This window comes from Nitrosomonas sp. Nm33 (assembly GCF_900107265.1).
Lineage (GTDB): Bacteria > Pseudomonadota > Gammaproteobacteria > Burkholderiales > Nitrosomonadaceae > Nitrosomonas.
This window is the reverse complement of sequence record NZ_FNPJ01000027.1, coordinates 18,844-37,800: the sequence shown is the minus strand read 5'-3', so window position 1 is coordinate 37,800 and position 18,957 is coordinate 18,844. Positions and strand designations below refer to the sequence as shown.

At 47.1% G+C, this 18,957-nt stretch carries 19 protein-coding genes and 1 riboswitch; of the genes, 13 read left to right on the top strand and 6 right to left on the bottom strand.

The annotated features are described in order from the left end of the window. Positions 1 to 336: 336 nt before the first annotated feature. From BLV54_RS07515 to BLV54_RS07500, 4 genes are all read right to left on the bottom strand, one after another. Positions 337 to 1,881, bottom strand: coding sequence for a beta strand repeat-containing protein (locus BLV54_RS07515; protein WP_090570026.1), 1,545 nt, complete (start codon positions 1,879 to 1,881; stop codon positions 337 to 339). Between the two features lie 658 nt (positions 1,882 to 2,539). Beyond that, positions 2,540 to 2,809: a hypothetical protein gene (locus BLV54_RS16040; RefSeq protein WP_176969708.1), complete on the bottom strand. Its 270-nt coding sequence runs from the start codon at positions 2,807 to 2,809 to the stop codon at positions 2,540 to 2,542. Between the two features lie 664 nt (positions 2,810 to 3,473). Continuing rightward, positions 3,474 to 3,935: a YaiI/YqxD family protein gene (locus tag BLV54_RS07505; RefSeq protein WP_090570023.1), complete on the bottom strand. Its 462-nt coding sequence runs from the start codon at positions 3,933 to 3,935 to the stop codon at positions 3,474 to 3,476. Between the two features lie 3 nt (positions 3,936 to 3,938). Further along, on the bottom strand, positions 3,939 to 5,462 hold the full coding sequence (locus BLV54_RS07500) for a DEAD/DEAH box helicase (RefSeq protein ID WP_090570020.1): 1,524 nt from the start codon (positions 5,460 to 5,462) through the stop codon (positions 3,939 to 3,941). Between the two features lie 471 nt (positions 5,463 to 5,933). On the opposite strand from BLV54_RS07500, the gene BLV54_RS07495 reads away from it, so the two are divergent. From BLV54_RS07495 to BLV54_RS07485, 3 genes are all read left to right on the top strand, one after another. After that, entirely contained in the window at positions 5,934 to 6,374 is a 441-nt protein-coding gene (locus BLV54_RS07495; RefSeq protein ID WP_090570018.1) for a helix-turn-helix domain-containing protein, read from the top strand. A gap of 25 nt (positions 6,375 to 6,399) precedes the next feature. Then, complete coding sequence (locus BLV54_RS07490; protein ID WP_090570016.1) at positions 6,400 to 6,738, top strand: hypothetical protein; 339 nt, start codon at positions 6,400 to 6,402, stop codon at positions 6,736 to 6,738. Between the two features lie 332 nt (positions 6,739 to 7,070). Continuing rightward, positions 7,071 to 7,364: a hypothetical protein gene (locus BLV54_RS07485; RefSeq protein WP_090570013.1), complete on the top strand. Its 294-nt coding sequence runs from the start codon at positions 7,071 to 7,073 to the stop codon at positions 7,362 to 7,364. A gap of 32 nt (positions 7,365 to 7,396) precedes the next feature. On the opposite strand, the gene BLV54_RS07480 is transcribed toward BLV54_RS07485, so the two are convergent. Further along, complete coding sequence (locus tag BLV54_RS07480) at positions 7,397 to 7,708, bottom strand: hypothetical protein (RefSeq protein WP_143032448.1); 312 nt, start codon at positions 7,706 to 7,708, stop codon at positions 7,397 to 7,399. Between the two features lie 39 nt (positions 7,709 to 7,747). Then, entirely contained in the window at positions 7,748 to 8,242 is a 495-nt protein-coding gene (locus BLV54_RS07475) for a HEPN domain-containing protein (RefSeq protein WP_090570007.1), read from the bottom strand. Positions 8,243 to 8,554: 312 nt separating this feature from the next. Further along, positions 8,555 to 8,777, top strand: a riboswitch (cobalamin riboswitch). A 131-nt stretch (positions 8,778 to 8,908) separates the two neighbouring features. Between BLV54_RS07475 and btuB the strand changes: the two genes are divergently transcribed. The 10 genes from btuB to cobT are packed head-to-tail and all read left to right on the top strand — an operon-like array spanning position 8,909 to position 18,952. Continuing rightward, positions 8,909 to 10,753, top strand: coding sequence for a TonB-dependent vitamin B12 receptor (gene btuB, locus BLV54_RS07470; RefSeq protein ID WP_090570005.1), 1,845 nt, complete (start codon positions 8,909 to 8,911; stop codon positions 10,751 to 10,753). Positions 10,754 to 10,767: 14 nt separating this feature from the next. Further along, entirely contained in the window at positions 10,768 to 11,349 is a 582-nt protein-coding gene (locus BLV54_RS07465; RefSeq protein WP_090570002.1) for a hypothetical protein, read from the top strand. 4 nt (positions 11,350 to 11,353) lie between these two features. Then, positions 11,354 to 12,031, top strand: a complete 678-nt coding sequence (cobO, locus tag BLV54_RS07460; protein ID WP_090569999.1) for a cob(I)yrinic acid a,c-diamide adenosyltransferase — start codon at positions 11,354 to 11,356, stop codon at positions 12,029 to 12,031. Then, on the top strand, positions 12,028 to 13,317 hold the full coding sequence (locus BLV54_RS07455; protein ID WP_218132346.1) for a cobyrinic acid a,c-diamide synthase CobB: 1,290 nt from the start codon (positions 12,028 to 12,030) through the stop codon (positions 13,315 to 13,317). The genes cobO and BLV54_RS07455 overlap by 4 nt, the downstream gene beginning before the upstream one ends. After that, entirely contained in the window at positions 13,314 to 13,976 is a 663-nt protein-coding gene (bluB, locus tag BLV54_RS07450; protein WP_090569995.1) for a 5,6-dimethylbenzimidazole synthase, read from the top strand. The genes BLV54_RS07455 and bluB overlap by 4 nt, the downstream gene beginning before the upstream one ends. Beyond that, on the top strand, positions 13,973 to 14,884 hold the full coding sequence (cbiB, locus tag BLV54_RS07445; protein WP_090569992.1) for an adenosylcobinamide-phosphate synthase CbiB: 912 nt from the start codon (positions 13,973 to 13,975) through the stop codon (positions 14,882 to 14,884). The genes bluB and cbiB overlap by 4 nt, the downstream gene beginning before the upstream one ends. Next, positions 14,862 to 15,872: a threonine-phosphate decarboxylase CobD gene (gene cobD, locus BLV54_RS07440; RefSeq protein ID WP_176969707.1), complete on the top strand. Its 1,011-nt coding sequence runs from the start codon at positions 14,862 to 14,864 to the stop codon at positions 15,870 to 15,872. The genes cbiB and cobD overlap by 23 nt, the downstream gene beginning before the upstream one ends. Before the next feature lie 8 nt (positions 15,873 to 15,880). Continuing rightward, complete coding sequence (locus BLV54_RS07435; protein ID WP_090569989.1) at positions 15,881 to 17,362, top strand: cobyric acid synthase; 1,482 nt, start codon at positions 15,881 to 15,883, stop codon at positions 17,360 to 17,362. Then, positions 17,359 to 17,892, top strand: a complete 534-nt coding sequence (gene cobU, locus BLV54_RS07430) for a bifunctional adenosylcobinamide kinase/adenosylcobinamide-phosphate guanylyltransferase (RefSeq protein ID WP_090569985.1) — start codon at positions 17,359 to 17,361, stop codon at positions 17,890 to 17,892. The genes BLV54_RS07435 and cobU overlap by 4 nt, the downstream gene beginning before the upstream one ends. Next, positions 17,885 to 18,952 carry a nicotinate-nucleotide--dimethylbenzimidazole phosphoribosyltransferase gene (gene cobT, locus BLV54_RS07425; protein WP_218132345.1) on the top strand — a complete coding sequence of 356 codons (1,068 nt, stop codon included), beginning with the start codon at positions 17,885 to 17,887 and terminating at the stop codon, positions 18,950 to 18,952. Before cobU ends, cobT begins: the two co-directional genes overlap by 8 nt. Positions 18,953 to 18,957 lie beyond the last annotated feature (5 nt).

Here is an 18,957-nt window from a genome sequence, read left to right as displayed (position 1 = left end):
GGATGATGCGGACGACAGGGGCGGCATTTCAGTGCCGAGTTAGTCGGAATTATCCACAACGGACACCTTGAGCCACACCCCCATCAATAAGTTATGCTACGCTTCTTAATAATGGGTGTCATCCACAAATTCAATGGTAGACACCTATTTTTATTCATTAATGGAAAAAGTGTTCAGAACTGAGGCGTGTACTTTGAATTAAAGCTATTGAAAGGAGGATGCTTCCCATATCAAGTCCCCGGTTTTGCCGGGGGTTTTTAAATTCCTAATTCCTGTATATAAAGAATTAGGAAAGTATCGTCTGATTGTTAACTTCTAATTAGCTGGCTTGTTTGGCTAAATCACCACAATATCCGCATTGGTCATGGCTAGACCAGTACCAACCGTAGCAATTTGTACTGCAGCATCAGCACCGCTGCCATCCGCATCGTATAATAATGCCCCTGTTGCATCGTTGTATATGATGAAATCATTCGCGTCCAATGCTTGGGAACCAATTGTGAACTGATCGGCAGCCAATCTCCCGGTGGTCGTTAATGAAGTAAAAACACCATTCTCAAGCATGATAGTGTCATCACTTACAGTGAAATCAGTGATCGTGTCACTATGACCGGCGGTGGTGAATTTGAAGATATCCTTATCTGCCCCACCCGTTAGCGTATTAGTGCCAGTTTTCCCATCGAGGATGTCGTTACCCGCACCTCCATCTAACTGATTGTCAGCGGTATTTCCAGTGATTCTATTAGCCAGGTCATTGCCGGTACCATTGATGGCCAATGTACCTGTCAGGGTGAGATTCTCCACATTGGCTGATAGTGCGTAGGTTACGCTGCTGTTGACGTTGTCGATGCCTTCATTGAGATTTTCAGTGATAACGTCACCAGTGTTATCAACCGTATAAATGTCATTGCCGAGTCCACCGTCCATGGTATCGGCTCCAGCACCGCCATTGAGCCTATCATTACCTGCGCCACCATTCAGCTGATTAGCCGCTGAATTGCCCTTCAATAAGTTAGCCAGGTCATTGCCGGTACCGTCGATGGCGGATGTACCTGTCAGGGTTAAATTCTCTACATTAGCTGATAGTGCATAGGTTACGCTGCTGTTGACCGTGTCGGTGCCTTCATTGAGATTTTCAGTGACAACATCACCAGTATTATCAACAATATAAACGTCATTGCCGAGTCCGCCGCTCGTGGTATCGGCTCCAGCACCCCCATCTAATTGATTGTCAGCGGTATTTCCAGTGATGCTATTAGCCAGGTCATTACCGGTACCGTTAATGGCCAATGTACCTGTCAGGGTGAGATTCTCCACATTGGCTGATAGTGCGTAGGTTACGCTGCTGTTGACGTTGTCGATGCCTTCATTGAGATTTTCAGTGATAACGTCACCAGTATTATCAACCGTATAAATGTCATTGCCGAGTCCACCGCTCATGGTATCGGCTCCAGCACCGCCATTGAGCCTATCATTACCTGCGTCACCATTCAGCTGATTAGCCGCCGAATTGCCTATCAATATGTTATCGAGATCATTGCCGGTACCGTTGATGGCTGATGTACCTGTCAGGGCGAGATTCTCCACATTGGCTGATAATGCGTAGGTTATGCTGCTGTTGACCTTGTCGGTGCCTTCTTTGAAATTTTCAATGACAACGTCACCAGTATTATTAACAATATAAACGTCATTGTTGAGTCCACCGCTCATGGTATCGGCTCCAGCACCGCCATTGAGTATGTCATTGTTTGCGCCACCATCAAGTGTGTCATTGCCAGGACCGCCAAACAACGTATCCTTGCCTGCTAAGCCCGTCAGCGTGTCACTATCCGCAGTTCCGGTCAGCGTATCGTTGCCATCAGTACCAATAATAAGTGCCATAAAGCCTCCAGTTAGTTAGTGATGCTTCTAAAATATTTCGATGTAACATTTCAAACGAATTACCAGAATTACCAACTTGAACTTGATTAATGCGAGACAGCAATTTATTGCGGATTGCCAGATTCAGTTTACCGAACTATTCATCAAATTTTGGAGTAGTAATCAATTTAAGACCTCTGCACAACCCGGAGAATCTTATTGAATTGCTTGCTGTGGTGTGATATTGATAAATCGTACATCTTTTGTCTATCGTACCTTGGTACATCGTACTCCGGTACAGCAGACAAGACGAACAAAGTGATAAATAAACTTTTTAAAACTCCTGCACAACTTACCCGTTAGCCAAATAAATAATTAAAATGGCGAGAGGTAAAGGCAGTTGGAGTAGAAGATGCAGATGAGTTTTGGCTCAATAGAACTGGTGCAACGCCTAAAGCAAGACAGTGTACTGATGAAGATTGATGCACTGATTGATTGAGAGGAGTTACGACTGAATCTTAGAGGTATCTATAAACGCGACCTATCGAAAGATGGGGGACAGGAGCCGTTTAACGCGCTGATGATGTTCAAGGCGATCCTGCTTGGTCAATGGCAAAGCTCGCGTAGGTCGGATAAGCGTGGCACCATCCGACATATGCTTTGGTTATCGTTCTTTTCCTCAAATAAAGAATCCACTGCCTCCGACCTGTTGAAAACCGCAAGCGTAGGGCACAATCGTTATTGCGCCAAAAAAATAGGATGGAGTCAGATACTGTTTTGAATTACAAGTGTTGAATATTGTGCCACGCTCACTAAGCCAATCTGTAAAAGCCTTGTAGCCTGCAGGCGTATTGCCAAACACTTTGGTTCTGATTTTGTTGTTGATGAGTAATGCTATATCGAATTTACGCTTGGCTACATCAATGCCAGCCCACACAGGCTGTTTCATTCATCATTTGTACCTTCCTCGTATGCAGGTTTTATCTGTCTAGCAGTCAACCCAAGTTACCGTTCGGTTTGATTGAACGAGAAATGAACCGTAGCACCTATCTGACCCACAGGCTCATACACCTAAAGTCTTGTCGGTGTCTTACGGTTCAGCCTGTTCAACACTACTATTGCAGTGTTTTTTCATCGGCAGAATCAATATACGAGGTTTTATTTTTTGACTGTCAGTATTTGCTTAGTGCTGCAAAAACAAGACCTAATCACGTGTTTGCTGCGTATCCTAAATGCGCTTCATCCACTTCATGCACTATGCAATGACTGACACCTTTTTTTGAATTCGTCAGATTAAATCTAAACTTTTACATGTCAGTATTCACCTAGTGCTGCAAAAAGCAAGATCCGACCCTTTGTGTGCATTATTCGAGGATTGGAAAAGATTGCGGTTAGATTGTTGCGTTATCGTCCATTAGGGCGCCCAAGGAATGAAGAAGGAGAGTAATAAGGGTAGGCGCCGCTGACAGCTGTTGAAATACCTTGGGTTTTTGAGGTGATCACAGTTGATGCTGTGGCAGCGCAATTAAAAACTGCTGTCAATCAGCTGGCCAGCTCAAACAGATAACTTGATTCGTGCAGAATATTTTGCACATGGTTAATTGCATTGCAATTCATGGAGTAGGGGATCTGAAATAGTGCGCCAACAACCAATCGAGTTTCGAAGCAAATACTTGACGATCAGCCTGGCTAAAGGAAGAGGGCCCTCCAATATCCACTCCGCTGTTGCGTAATTCTTCCATAAAATTGCGCATGGCAAGGCGCTCCTTGATGTTGTCGGTGGTGTAGAGTTCGCCGCGCGGGTTGAGGGCATGACCGCCCGCTGCAATTACCTGTGCCGCAAGCGGGATGTCGGCAGTGATGACCAGATCACCTGCTTGCAGTGCCAATATGATCTTGTTATCCGCCACATCAAAGCCGCTTGGTACCTGTTGCGCCTTGATATAAGGTGATGGTGGGACACGTAGCGGTTTGTTGGCAATCAGTGTGGTCACAATTTGGGTGCGTTCTGCTGCACGAAACAAAATTTCCTTAATGACGACAGGGCAAGCATCGGCATCTACCCAAATTCTCATCGATTAACGCCCGCGATTGCCTGAATGGTGGCTTGATTTTGGCGAAAACCAGGTTGTCTGGGGCATGGCTTGATGGCGTGCAGCTTCAGACATTTTTCGGGCAGGTTGTTTCTTGGGTGAGTTCTGCGCATTGTTTGAGCGCTGCTGAGTGGCTGCTGGTTTTGAACGGGGGGTACGGTTTGGGTTGTGTTGTTTGGGTTGTTCCGGGCGTTCATTTTCCGCGCGACTATTTGCCGCTTGCTTAGCGCGCTCCCCTGCTTTGCACTTGATCTGATGTGGCTTCTTGCCTTGATTGGTGACGCGTCGTTGTTGGCTGGATGGCCTGGGTGCTTCAGGTTCAATTTTGGCAGGTGCGACAAAGCCTGCGGCAGTTGTTTTGGGAAGCTCACGTTTTATCAACTGCTCTATGTCGCGAAGGTATTTCATTTCTTCACGGTCTACCAGCGATATCGCTGCACCAGGGCTACCTGCACGGCCAGTGCGGCCAATGCGGTGCACATAATCCTGAGGGACATTCGGCAGTTCATAATTTACCACTTGCGACAGTTGGTCGATATCCAGCCCGCGTGCGGCGATATCGGTTGCAACCAGCACCTGTACGGTTCCTTGCTTGAATTGGGATAGTGCTTTGGTGCGGGCGCCTTGACTCTTGTTGCCATGAATCGCGGCAGCTTCGATCCCATCTTTGATCAGCTTCTCTGCCAAGCGATTGGCGCCATGCTTGGTACGGGTAAAAACCAGCACTTGTTGCCAGTTATGATATTTGATCAGATAGCTCATCAGATCACGTTTATGGCTTTGGTCCACTAAATGCACCGTTTGCTCGACCAGTTCCGAGGCAGTGTTGCGGCGTGCCACTTCAACAAAAGCTGGATTCCCTAGCAGAGTAGCGGCCAATGCCCTGATTTCGTCTGAGAAGGTGGCGGAGAACAGTAGGCTCTGCCTTTGTTCAGGCAGCAATGCAAGAATTTTTTTAATATCGTGGATGAAACCCATATCCAGCATGCGGTCAGCTTCATCCAGCACGAGAATCTCAATGCCGGATAAATCCAGCGTTCTCTGGCTAATGTGGTCGAGCAGACGGCCAGGGGTGGCGACCAGGATATCCAGTGGCTTGCGCAAGCGCGTAATTTGCGGGTTGATGTTTACCCCGCCAAATATGACGCTGGAAGTAAGCGACAGATATTTGCCATAGGTTTTGACCGATTCTTCTACTTGTGCGGCTAATTCGCGCGTGGGTGTCAAGATTAGACAGCGTGGACGGCCTTTTGCCAAGCTGGCAGCTTTCTTCTGACTCAGTAATTGCAGGATGGGTAATGTGAAGCCGGCAGTTTTGCCGGTACCGGTTTGCGCGCCAGCAAGCAGGTCGCTACCGCACAATATTTGCGGAATAGCTTTGAGCTGGATGGGTGTAGGCGTGATGTAGCCAGCGTCGGCAATAGCGCGCAAGATGGGCTCACTTAATCCCAGTTCGTTGAAAGTAGAGGTGATAGGGGTTGTTTCTAGAGTTTTTGGTTGAACAGACAAGGTAATACTCCTGCGACGGCCTGTTACTCATAAGTAGCACCAATCGAGGCAGACGAATAAAGGATCAGTAATACTCGACATCAAAAAATATCGGATTGATCATCAGATGAGAAGAAAGACCGCTGCAGTGATTGGTTGGATGCAGGGATTTCGTATTATACGGACTTGCAGAACGAAAAATGGATTTATTTTATAAGAGAAGAGCAAAACCACGCAGAAAATACTGGGATGCCTCAGGTAGCGTCCTCTTTTGTCCGCGCAAGATACAATGATTGACACCCTTTTTTCGTAAGGTCTAGCCATTTGCGCATTATATATAGATTTATTGAAGATTAAACCGCAAGGAGAGTGATGTCAACTGTAAGGCCTGACCCCAAGTCTGTATTCTTTGATTGCCCTTATTAAATGCCTTGACTTACAAACAAACCTTAATTAACATTAATTAAGCATTTTTCATTAATTAGGATTATTATGATACCTTGGGCTGTTAGTGGTGCTGTAGCTTGTATTGTATCCAAAGTGATTGCCGAGCATCAAAATCAAGTAGTTTTTGTATCCAATGATTTTACCAATCTTAGCAAGGCTGAAAAAAATCAGGCAATCAAACTACTTACTGAACAAGGCATTCCTCAAAAAGCAATTGCTGAATCTTTTGGTATTAGTGCACCCGCAGTTTCACAACGTTTGAAACGTATTGAGGGGGAAAGCAGCCTAATCAATAAAAAAATGCCGATAAAACCACCTGTAAATATAAATAACATATTAAAAATCATTGATTTGTTAGACACTGGTTTTTCACCTAACGCTATAGCTTCACTGTTAGGTGAGTCAGGGCTAAGTGTTACAGCTAACGACATTTCTTCATTTTACAAAGTTTATCAAGCAATTAAAGCTCAACTTAATTCTGATTGAACCGGATTGAACAAAGGAGTACACAATGACTAAAAGTACCGGTACTGGTCGCATACTACACGAGATGAGTGCATACACTAATCTCGAGAATGAATACGACACAAGCGTAGCAAATATTGTCACAGCTAAAGCAATTAACGAAGCGCGTAAAGATGCACACGTGACTCCTCATGATGTTGGCTCATGGGCAAAAATCAATGACATTGTTTCTCGAGGAGGCGTAGATATAGAGAAAGAAAAGCAAAAACTAAACGAGCAAGCAAAAGAAGCTGCAGATCAAATACTCGCAAAAATTTCGAAAACATCGGAGACCGAAGGTCAAGGGGACGTAGATATAGAGAAAGAAAAGCAAAAAATATTTTGAAAACACCAGAGACCGAAGATACTGATAAGTGGTTATAGACCACCGTTTGTAAACAAGGGAGCGCATTGTTGGACTCCCTTTTTTGCATTTAATGTTTTAGGTAACAGGCGCGAGCGCGTCAACGCGAAGCGTCTTTGTTGACCTGTTTGTTATGTTCTTTCTCCTCATTTGCATCGCTTGCCTCGTAAATAACTGGGGTCAGAGTCTGAGGAATCCCCACGAATAAGTAAGTAGTTTCAACAAATTATCAAAGTTTTCTATTAATAAATGGGGAACATACATGGTGCTTGTAGATCTGATCGTGATATCGACATCGACAATGAGACCTCACCATGCATGTCAAGAAAATATCTCACAAAATCCTTGCTAACACCTGTGCCTGGATGCACGCTGCCCACCGTAATGTGTTATCGATTGCAGTCTTGGCAACCATAGAGAGTAGACACCTGTCGATAACAGGCCTTGGCCGCGCCATCGATAGTGATGCCAAGGAAAAGCATTGTATTAAGCGGGCGGATCGACTAATTGGCAACACTCACCTTTATCGTGAATTTCGTGATGTTTACACTTCTTTTACCCACCTGATTATCGGTCCAGCGCAGCGACCAGTTATTCTGGTTGATTAGTCGGAGGAAAAAGGTGTCGAAAAAGGTGTCAGTCATTGCATCTTGTGAAATGAACGAATTAATCGACTAACAGTACTGTAATGGACATTAAAATACGTTGCAATTTCAAACATTGTGTAATGTCCCGTTTTGTATATCGCATTCATTGCCTCTCCTCTATCAGTAATGCCGGCAACAATTTTGTCCATTGGTTTCTTGGGCGTTTTCTTCGATCGCTTGGTAATATGAATGCTATCACCTTGGTTCAAACTAATATGTTTTTGTACTTCACCAATAAAAGTATTATTGCCTAAATAGATTTTTTGCACTATGCAATGACTGACACCTTTTTCTGCACGCGACAAGGAGAAGCCGATAAAAACAAGTTTGATTTAGAAATGGAATTAGATGTTGGATGATGCAGCAGCAACATGGCGTTCAGCGAGCTTAATAACAGCAGTTATTTTCCGTAATGTAAAAGTGCTTGGAATCGTGTGGGGTGCGACAAGAACGTCATAGAACGAGCCATACCTAAGCCAGTGATTCGAGTAAAGCGAATTCAATGTTTCCAACTCTCTAGCGAGCGCATTAGATATTGGCTTAACTCCAAACTCCGACTGCGAAGCATCAGTCAATTTTTTCAAATTGTGACCAAGCGGTTTCCTGAGCTGGTTTCGGTATTTGTCGTAGTTCCTAAAAAGTAGTAATGCCTTCAATATGATTTCAATTCCTTGACAAATAAGGTGAAGCACGACATATTCATAGCCACCCTGTTGGCGCAATAAGATAGCTGCACCAAGAAAGCTTTTGCCTTTAGCATACATCGATTGCGCAACCATCCACTTACTATGGATGGTTAAGTGACCTGACTCTATTTTTGCAGAGAGTGTAACCATCATCTAGAATTGAACCTCCAAATTGACGCAATATTGACATCAAAAATGAAACCTAACACGACAAGTTGCATGCTATCTTCTTATGTTTATAGAATTGCGTCGATTCAGTTTTCATCATAACAAACTTTGTTAGATCCACAAATATGATAAATAGATCACGGCTTTTGGATTAAGTACATGACAAACTCATGCTCAGGCATTACCGCTATCCATGACTCTGTCTACCCAGAAATCAAAAGATCAGGCTCGAATGACAAGTTCACTAGACTGTTCTCATCCCGCAAAACTTGACACCCCTTTCCTAATTAGATACTCTGCGCGCCACTTACCTCAGGTGCCTTCTTGAATTTTTTATCTTGAAGGTTAAACGGGAAGCTGGTGCGCTCTGATTTAATTCGAGCAATACCGGCACTGCCCCCGCAACGGTAAATGAGTTAGCGATCTATATTATGCCACTGTGTGATGACATGGGAAGGCGTAGATCAGGAATGAATTCCGCTCATGAGTCCGGAGACCGGCCTGAAGTAAATACTATGTTATTGCGGAGGGCGATAACCGGCACTTTGATTGGCTTTTTTCAAAGCCGATCTGCTTGTCTATTACTCAATTCCTCTGCAAGACGGACCTGTTAACCTAACAACGCGCGGGTGTGCGCGGAGGAATAAGATCATGCAAAAATGCCGGTTATCGGCAATGGCTGTGCTATGGCTAGGTGCAGCTACGACTGCAGCTACCACTGTCTTGGCTGAAAATATAGATCATCAAGGAAAGCCTATCATCGTCACCGCAACGCGTACTGCCCAGACGACAGAAGAATCGCTTGCTTCGGTGACTGTGATCTCGCGCAAAGATATCGAGCGCCAACAGGCAAGATCACTCGAGGATTTGTTCCGTGGTGTACTGGGCATCAATGTTGAGAATGATGGTGGTCCGGGTAAAGGTACTTTTTTGCGTATGCGCGGGACTGAGTCTGATCATATCTTGGTATTGATCGACGGCATCAAGGCTGGATCGGCCACATCGGGCACGACGGCATTTGAAAATATCCCTGTTGAACAGATTGAGCGCATTGAAATTGTGCGCGGTCCGCGTTCCAGTTTGTATGGCTCCGAAGCGATCGGTGGCGTCATTCAGATTTTTACTCGCAAAGGTGTGGGTGAGGGGATTAAGCCGAGCTTTAGTTTTGGTGGTGGTAGCTTCAGTACGCTGAATGGTTCGGTCGGGCTTTCAGGCGGTGGCAAGCAGGGTTGGTTCAATATGACGGTGAGTGGTATCGGGACAAGCGGTTTTAATGCCTGTACCGGCTCGGAGACTGCGGGATGTTTTACTATTGAGCCTGATCGGGATGGTTATCGCAATGTAGCCGGTTCTGCACGTGCAGGATATCGTTTCCAGAACGGATTAGAAATCGAGGGTAATTTTATGCATTCAGCGGGTAAAACCGAGTTTGATGGCAGTTTTGTCAACAAAGCTGTCATTGCACAACAGGTCTTTGGCGGGTCAGCGCGTTTCTCGCCCTTTGATTTTTGGCGGGTAAATATTATTGCAGGTCGTACTCGGGATGACTCGAATAATTTTCTAGGCAAGGTTTTTATGACTCGCTTTGATACAACGCGTGACACCGTTACCTGGCAAAATAATTTTATGTTGCATCAGAATCATCAATTGACAGTAGGCACGGATTATCAGCACGATCAGGTCAACAGCACAGAAGCTTTTACCGTGAACTCACGCAGCAATTGGGGTGTTTTTGCCCAGCATCTGGCTTCTATTGCGGCACATAACGTGCAGTTATCACTGCGGCATGATGACAATCAGCAATTTGGCAGCCGTGTTACCGGAGGTGCCGGCTGGGGTTATGCCATCACTGACAAGGTACGTCTGCTTGCCAGTTTTGGCAGTGCTTTTAAAGCGCCTACCTTTAACGAGCTCTTTTTTCCAGGCTTTGGCAATGCCAATCTGCGCCCGGAGGAGTCACGAAGTTTTGAATTTGGTGTACGTGGCAACCTTGACTGGGGCAATTGGTCATTAAATGTGTATGAAACCCGCATTGATAAGCTGATTGCGTTTGACGCCAGCACATTAGCGCCTGCTAATATCGATCAGGCGCGTATCCGCGGACTGGAAGCTGTCCTCGGCACACAGATTATGGGCTGGCAACTGAATGGCAATCTGACTTTTCTGGATCCTGAAAATCGCTCAGATGGACCCAATAAAGGTAATATATTACCCAGACGGGCAGAACAGACATTTCGTCTGGATATTGATCGCCAATTTGGGCAATACAGGTTGGGCGCCATGTTTCTGGCTGAAGGAGATCGCTTTGATGATTTGGCTAATACACGCAAGCTTGACAGTTATGTGAAATTCGATCTACGCGCTGAATATATAATAAGCAAACACTGGCGGATACTGGGGCGTATCGAGAATCTGTTTAACAAACACTATGAGACAGCAGCATTCTTCAACCAGCCGGGGCGTAATTTCTTCGCTACTTTACGTTATCAACCTTAACAAGGAGTCAAAAAATGTTTACTTTATCCACTCGCAATCAAATCGGCATCGGCCTTGCGCTGGCATTATTGATGATAATTACCCGCGGCCATCATTTTGCCTCATTACATAACCTGCCGGATGCTTCCTGGCTCATTTTCTTTCTGGCTGGTATCTATTTACGTTCAGCCTGGCCGTTACTTGGTTTCCTGGCTCTTGGCGGCTGGCTCGATTTTGCAGCTTATACCTGGGGGGGTGTCAGCGGTTTCTGTTTGACGCCAGCTTATGTGTTTTTATTGCCTGCTTATGCTTCATTATGGCTCGCTGGTCGTTGGTATGTCCATCACTATCAATTTTCCTGGCGCACGTTGATGCCACTTTCTCTCAGTATGATGGCAGGTTTAACGTTGTGCGAATTATTTTCCAGTGGTGGTTTCTATTTTTTCTCCGGTCGCTTCGAATCGACTACATGGGCTGAATTTGCTGAGCGATCAATCCAGTATTTCCCGATGTATATTGAATCATTCCTGATTTATGCAGGAATCGCGATAGTCATGCATGCTGCATTTGTAGCGCTACGCCAGCAATTCAATTCTCCTGACACTTCAGCAGGTTAGCATCATGGCAGATTCTGAAGAGGATCATGAGAACGAAGCTGCATGCCATTGCGTTCCCCCCCAAGAGGGTAGTGAAAAGACAGAGTCAGAACGGGAAAAGCGCTACCGCGAGCGCATGCAGCGCAAGAAAGAAGTGATCGATAGCGCCATTGCGCGCGCAGATCAGAATAAAGGTTTGCTGCTAATTCTTACCGGCAATGGTAAAGGCAAATCCAGCTCGGCATTTGGTATGATTGCACGCGCGCTGGGACATGGCATGCGGGTAGGGGTCGCGCAATTCATTAAAAGCCGTAAAGATACCGGCGAAGAAGCTTTTTTTCGGCACCAGGAAAATGTAATCTGGCATGTTCTGGGAGAAGGTTTTACTTGGGATACGCAGGATTTGGCACGGGATACTGAAACGGCCCAACGCGGCTGGGCTATTGTGCAAGAAATGCTGCGTGATCCGACCCTGGATTTGATCGTGCTCGACGAATTAACTTATCCAATCAAATTTGGCTGGTTGGATTTAACCATGGTGCTGAATGATCTGAAGAATCGCCCGCCTATGCAGCATGTAGTCATTACTGGACGTGCCGCTCCGGAAGCGCTTTGTGAGGCAGCTGACACAGTAACTGAAATGCGTGATATCAAACATGCTTATCGGGCTGGCATTCAGGCACAAAAAGGCATTGATTTGTGAAACAGTGCCCAGCGCTGCTTATTGCGGCACCCGCATCAGGGCAAGGTAAAACAACAATTACTGCCGCACTCGCCCGATTTCATCGAAATCAAGGACGAGAAGTACGTGTATTCAAGGTTGGTCCAGATTTTCTTGATCCGATGATTCTGGAACAAGCATCTGGTCACCCAGTTTATCAGCTGGATTTGTGGATGTGTGGTCAATCACATTGCCAGCAGCTTTTATATCGGGCTGCCACTACCGCAGATTTAATTCTAATCGAGGGTGTCATGGGGCTCTTCGATGGCGAGCCATCCAGTGCTGATCTTTCTGTAACATTTGGTATTCCAGTGTTGGCAGTCATTGACGCCGCTGCGATGGCTCAAACTTTTGGTGCTGTGGCGCACGGGCTGGCAACCTTCCGCCCTTCGTGCAACGTTATCGGTGTATTGGCTAATCAAGTTGCAAGCTCTATTCATGAAGAAATGCTCAAAGAGAGCTTGCCAAAATATTTACCGTGGCTTGGTTCACTCCCATGCCACATAAACGGAAAATTACCCAGCCGTCACCTGGGTTTAGTTCAGGCAAAACAAATTAATCATTTGGATCAATATCTGGATCAGTTAGCTGAATACTTATCTTTAACTGGCTTACATGAACTACCGCCTACCATAACTTTTATGCCTCCAGAGAATTTACCCACCATAACGCCAGAGCTTAAAGGAATACGGATTGCAGTCGCTACCGATGCCGCTTTTAGTTTTATTTATCAGGCTAACCTGGATCTGTTAAAAGCACTGGGTGCGCAACTGAAATTTTTTTCGCCACTTGATGATACTTCATTACCTGAAGCAGATAGCCTTTATTTGCCTGGTGGTTATCCTGAGTTATACATGGAAAAACTTGCAACCAACCAAAGCATGCACAAAGCCATTCATGCCCATTATGCGGCTGGTAAGCCGATTGTTGCTGAATGTGGCGGCATGCTCTATTTGCTTTCAACACTTACGGATCATCATGGCAAAACAGTTGATTTTCTAAACTTGTTTTCAGGCAAAGCGATTATGCAGCGAAATCTGGTTAATTTAGGCCTGCATTCTGCCAGATTTCAACAAGGAGAGTTACGCGGACATACCTTCCACCATTCACATTTGGAAACAGCCATTCAACCCTCAGCATTGACACAACCAGCAAGAAAAGGACTTCGGCCTGAAGCGCTATTTCATTTAGGACGTTTAACTACTTCCTTTATGCATTGGTACATGCCTTCAAACCCGACTGTAACAGTTGCATTATTTTCACCATGAACTACCCCCATGCCTTCGACGAATTAGAACGAGATGCTATCTACCGGGTGATAGCCGAGCGCCGTGATATGCGCCATTTTATTCCTGGTCCAGTTGATCCGATTGTATTGAAGCGCTTGCTCGCTGCTGCACATCAGGCTCCCAGTGTCGGCTTGATGCAACCTTGGCGATTTGTACGGATTACTGATCCTCAGCTGCGCAATGCCTTGGCATCCCTGGTAGAGGAAGAACGTATTCGCACTGCAACTGCGCTGGCTGAGCGGAGTGATGAATTCATGCGCTTGAAAGTCGATGGCATTCGTGAATGCGGAGAACTGCTGGTGGCTGCCTTGGGCGATCAACGTGAGCAACATATCTTCGGCCGCCGCACCTTGCCAGAAATGGATCTGGCTTCAGTAGCATGTGCCATTCAGAATTTATGGTTGGCTGCTCGTGCCGAAGGTCTGGGCATGGGCTGGGTTTCATTATTTGATCCGGGACAACTTGCTCAGTTATTGAATATGCCGGTGGGCAGCAAACCGGTCGCTATTTTGTGTCTGGGTCATGTGGAAGCATTTTATCCTGCTCCGATGTTAAAACTAGTAGGGTGGGCAGATGAGCGTCCATTGGATGAATTGGTCTTCCATAACGCCTGGGGCAGCATTGAACCTAAAAAATGAGTACCACTCTGGTCGTTGTGACTGCACTGCTAGTGGATGCATGGCTCGGTGAGCCGCGTCGTTTTCATCCATTGGCAGGGTTTGGCAAACTGGCTGAGTTGACTGAACGCTATCTTTATGCAGATGCCAGGTTGCATGGTAGCTTGGCTGTACTGTTGCTGGTCGTCCCATTGGTCTTGCTTATGATGTGGATCAATTTTATTCCATGGCATTTTGCCGTTGATGCTTTCGTATTATATCTTGCAATTGGCTGGAATAGCCTGGGCACCCATGCCAGCAGGGTAAAGCATGCTTTGCTGGCAGATAATCTGGTAGTTGCACGCCAACAGGTAGGCTTGCTGGTGAGCCGCGATACAGCTGAGCTGGATCATGTCGGTGTTACGCAGGCAACGATTGAGTCCGTTTTAGAAAATGGCAATGATGCCATCTTTGGTGCCATTTTCTGGTTTGTCGTTGCCGGCGCTCCTGGTACCATCGCCTATCGCCTGATCAATACATTGGATGCCATGTGGGGCTATCGTAATGCGCGCTACAATCATTTTGGCTGGGCGGCAGCACGGCTGGATGATTGCTTGAATTTTATACCGGCACGGCTGACTGCTCTCAGTTATGCGCTAACTGGTGAAATGCGTCATGCCTTAGTATGCTGGCGCACGCAAGGAACAATCTGGAAAAGCCCTAATGCAGGGCCAGTCATGGCTGCGGGTGCAGGTAGTCTCAGTCTTTCACTCGGTGGGCCAGCCCGCTATCACGGCAAACTGGAAGCTCGTCCCCTTTTGGGATTAGGACGGGTACCCGAAATTCGCGACATTGATCGTGCGTTAGTATTGATTAAACGCGCATTGATACTCTGGCTGATTATTATCTGCACAGGAGAATGGTTCCTTGAACGCATGGCAGCAGCTTAATCATCATGGTTCGTTGCATCATGGAGGTCGCTTACGTGCGGCAGCGACACGCTTTGCTATCCCATTGGAAAACTGGCTTGATCTTTCCACTGGCATCAATGCCAATGGTTGGCCTGTCAGAACACCACCAGCATCCAGCTGGGTGCGATTGCCTGAAGAAGAGGATGAACTGAACACTGTTGCCAATCGCTATTATGGAACAGAGTTTCTCTTGCCAGTGGCAGGGTCACAGGCGGCTATCCAGGCATTGCCCCAACTGCGTGCACCTTCACATGTCAGCGTACTGAGTCCCGGCTATGCTGAACATGTCCACGCATGGAAACATAACCATCATACGGTCTCGGCGGTGACACCTGAGCAAATAGATATAGTTTTACCAAATACTGATGTACTGATCATTATCCACCCCAATAATCCGACAGGTGAGGTATTTTCAATCACCCAGTTACTTAACTGGCATGCGCAGCTGGCCCTACGTGGCGGTTGGCTAATTGTAGATGAAGCGTTTATCGATGCCACCCCTGCATTGAGTATTGCCTCCCATACGGCGAAGCCAGGCCTGATTGTGTTGCGTTCCTTAGGAAAATTCTTTGGGTTGGCTGGTGCACGCGTAGGTTTTGTTTGTGCGCAGCCGCAATTATTAATGACGCTCAACAATCTGCTTGGTCCTTGGACAGTCAGTACACCGGCACGGTGGATGGCCATACAAGCACTGCAGGATAAGAACTGGCAGGAAAAAGCACGCCAGCGGCTGCTGCAGGATAGTCAACGCTTACATTCATTACTGAGTCAACATCATTTCCCTCCACACGGGGGCAGCGCTTTTTTTCAATGGGTGTGTTCGGCAAAGGCGAGTGATGTCTTTGAAAAACTGGCGGCTCAGGGTATCCTGACCCGACTTTTCAGTGAGCCGAGCAGTCTGCGCTTCGGTTTACCCGCTACTGAAGCTGACTGGCAGCGACTGGATAAGGCCCTGGCTCAAATTTAATAGTATATATGGACGCACAAACATTGATGATTCAGGGGGCCACTTCGGATGCTGGCAAAAGCATGCTGGTCACCGCTTTGTGCCGCTGGTTATCGCGTCAGGGTATCCGTGTTGCACCTTTCAAGCCGCAGAATATGGCGCTGAATAGTGTGGTCAGTAGCAACGGCGGTGAAATTGGCCGCGCGCAGGCGGTACAGGCATTTGCTGCCGGACTGGTACCGCATACTGATATGAATCCGGTATTATTGAAACCTAGTACAGATAAGAGCGCGCAGGTCATCATCCATGGTCACGCGATTGCCAATATGGATGCTTGCGGTTTTCACAACTATAAATCGATTGCACTGAACGCTGTACTCGAATCCCATGCGCGCCTGGTTGGGCAGTACGATAGGATCATTGTGGAAGGGGCCGGTTCTCCGGCAGAAATCAATCTGCGCGCCAATGATATTGCCAATATGGGTTTCGCCGAAGCAGTCGACTGCCCGGTAATTCTCATAGCCGATATTGACCGAGGCGGTGTTTTTGCTCATCTGGTGGGTACGCTGGCATTACTGAGTGAGAGTGAGCAGGCGCGCATCAAGGGTTTTGTCATTAACCGTTTTCGCGGAGATATTGCTTTATTGCAACCCGGGCTGGATTGGCTGGAACAATACACCGGTAAACCGGTATTGGGTGTGTTACCTTATTTTCAGGGATTACATCTTGAAGCGGAGGACGCTTTGCCGCAAACAGCTGATTTTATTATATCGACTGAGCATGAGCATCTACGGGTTATTGTGCCGGCACTGCCGCGTATCAGCAACCACACTGATTTTGATCCACTGCGCCTGCATCCGCAGGTCAGGCTGCAATTTATTGGCCCAGGCGAAACGATCCCACCGGCAGATCTAATTATTCTGCCTGGCTCCAAGAGCGTACGTGCTGATCTGGACTGGCTGCGCCAACAGGGCTGGGAACTCGTTATTCGGCGGCACCTGCGCTATGGTGGCAAGCTAATCGGTATCTGCGGCGGTTTTCAGATGCTGGGAGAAGGGATCCATGACCCTGACGGCTTGGAAGGGGATGCCGGCAGTGCACAGGGGATGGCTTTTTTTGATATGAATACCACTTTACAACCTGACAAATTGCTGCGCAATGTGCAAGGTACGCTAGCCTATCAAAGCGCAGCTGTGACCGGCTATGAAATCCATTGCGGTGTGACCACCTTCCAGAATAACTATCCACCGGCAGTCTATTTGGCACAAGGTACAGATGGTGCCATGAGTGAAGATGGTTTGATTATAGGCAGTTACCTGCATGGCTTGTTTGAATCTGCTGAGGCGTGCGCGGCGTTATTGAACTGGGCTGGCCTGAAACACAGCCATCAATCACCCAATTACCATGCTGTCTGTGAAGCAACCTTTAATCGGCTGGCTGATAGTATTGACCAGTACCTGGATACCAAGCAGTTATATCAATTACTCGATTTACAAGGTTTATCCGCATGATTGACAGCAAGACATTGATTCTGGGAGGTGTACGCTCGGGCAAGAGTCGACTGGCAGAACGTCTGGCAACACAGAGCCAGTTGCCGGTAACCTATATTGCCACTGCCACTATTGAAGATGCCGAAATGCAGGCACGCATTGAGCTGCATCGGGCTAATCGTCCTGTTCACTGGCAAGTGATTGAAGAACCCTTGCAATTGGCGGCAGTAGTTAGTCAGGTGGCAGCAAAAGATCATTGTTTGCTGGTTGACTGTCTGACGCTATGGCTGACCAATCTGCTGCTGCATCAAGACAGCACCGTGTTTGAGCACGAACATGCGGCATTCCTGTCTGTACTGCTCAATTTACCCGGGCGCATTATTCTGGTCAGCAACGAAACCAACATGGGAGTTATCCCCATGGGTGAACTAAGTCGCCGTTACTGCGACGAAGCAGGCAAACTACATCAACTGGTCGCCCAGCAATGCGAGCAGGTTATTCTGATGGTGGCCGGTTTGCCGCATTATCTTAAGGGAGGATCCGGTGGCTAGCCATACTTCACTCGATTGGCTCAAGATATCGCCAGCCATGCCGGATGAACAAATTCGTCAGGCAGCGCTGCAGCATCAGGCGCAACTTACTAAACCACCGGGTGCGCTTGGTCGTTTGGAAGAAATTGCGGTACAACTTGCTGCCTTGCAGCATACATTACACCCCTCGGTTGACCATGTGCAGATTTCGATATTTGCGGCTGACCATGGTGTTGCTGCTGAGAATATTTCTGCTTTTCCTCAATCAGTTACCAGCGAGATGATCAAAAACTTCGCTGCGGGTGGTGCAGCTATTAATGTTCTGGCACGCACCCTCGGTGCGCAGCTGGAGGTCATCAATCTTGGTACCGTTCACTCAATCGATACCCTGACTAATGTCAGACATTATCATTTGGGGACGGGAACTGCCAATTTTGTGCACACAGCTGCAATGAGCGAGATTCAACTGGCTGCAGCTCTTAATGCGGGGGGCGTCAGCGTGGAACAGGCACGGACAAACAATCGGCAATTATTAATAGCAGGGGAGATGGGTATCGGTAATACTACCAGCGCAACTGCGCTTGCCTGCTTGTTACTGAATGCACCCCCTGCACAACTGACAGGAGCAGGCAGTGGGCTGAACAGCAAGGGGGTTGCACATAAAATCAGTATAATCGAACGAGCACTGTCATTGCATAGCAGATATATCCATTCACCTCTGGAAGCATTGCGCCGGGTAGGGGGATTTGAGATTGCCGCGTTGACAGGTGCTTATATTCGTGGCGCTCAACTCGGCTTGCCGTTGCTGATAGATGGTTTTATCAGTACCGTGGCAGCACTTGCTGCCGAGCAGATTTGCGTGGACAGTAGAAACTGGTTTATTTACGCACACCAGTCTGCAGAACCCGGTCATGCTCATGTGCTCAAAGCACTCAATGCTGCTCCTCTGCTTGATTTGGCTATGCGTCTGGGTGAAGGAAGTGGTGCTGCCGTGGCTGTCAATCTGCTGCGTATGGCCTGTAGCTTGCATAATGAAATGGCGACTTTTTCTACAGCTCACGTTTCGACCAGAAAACAATAACAGAG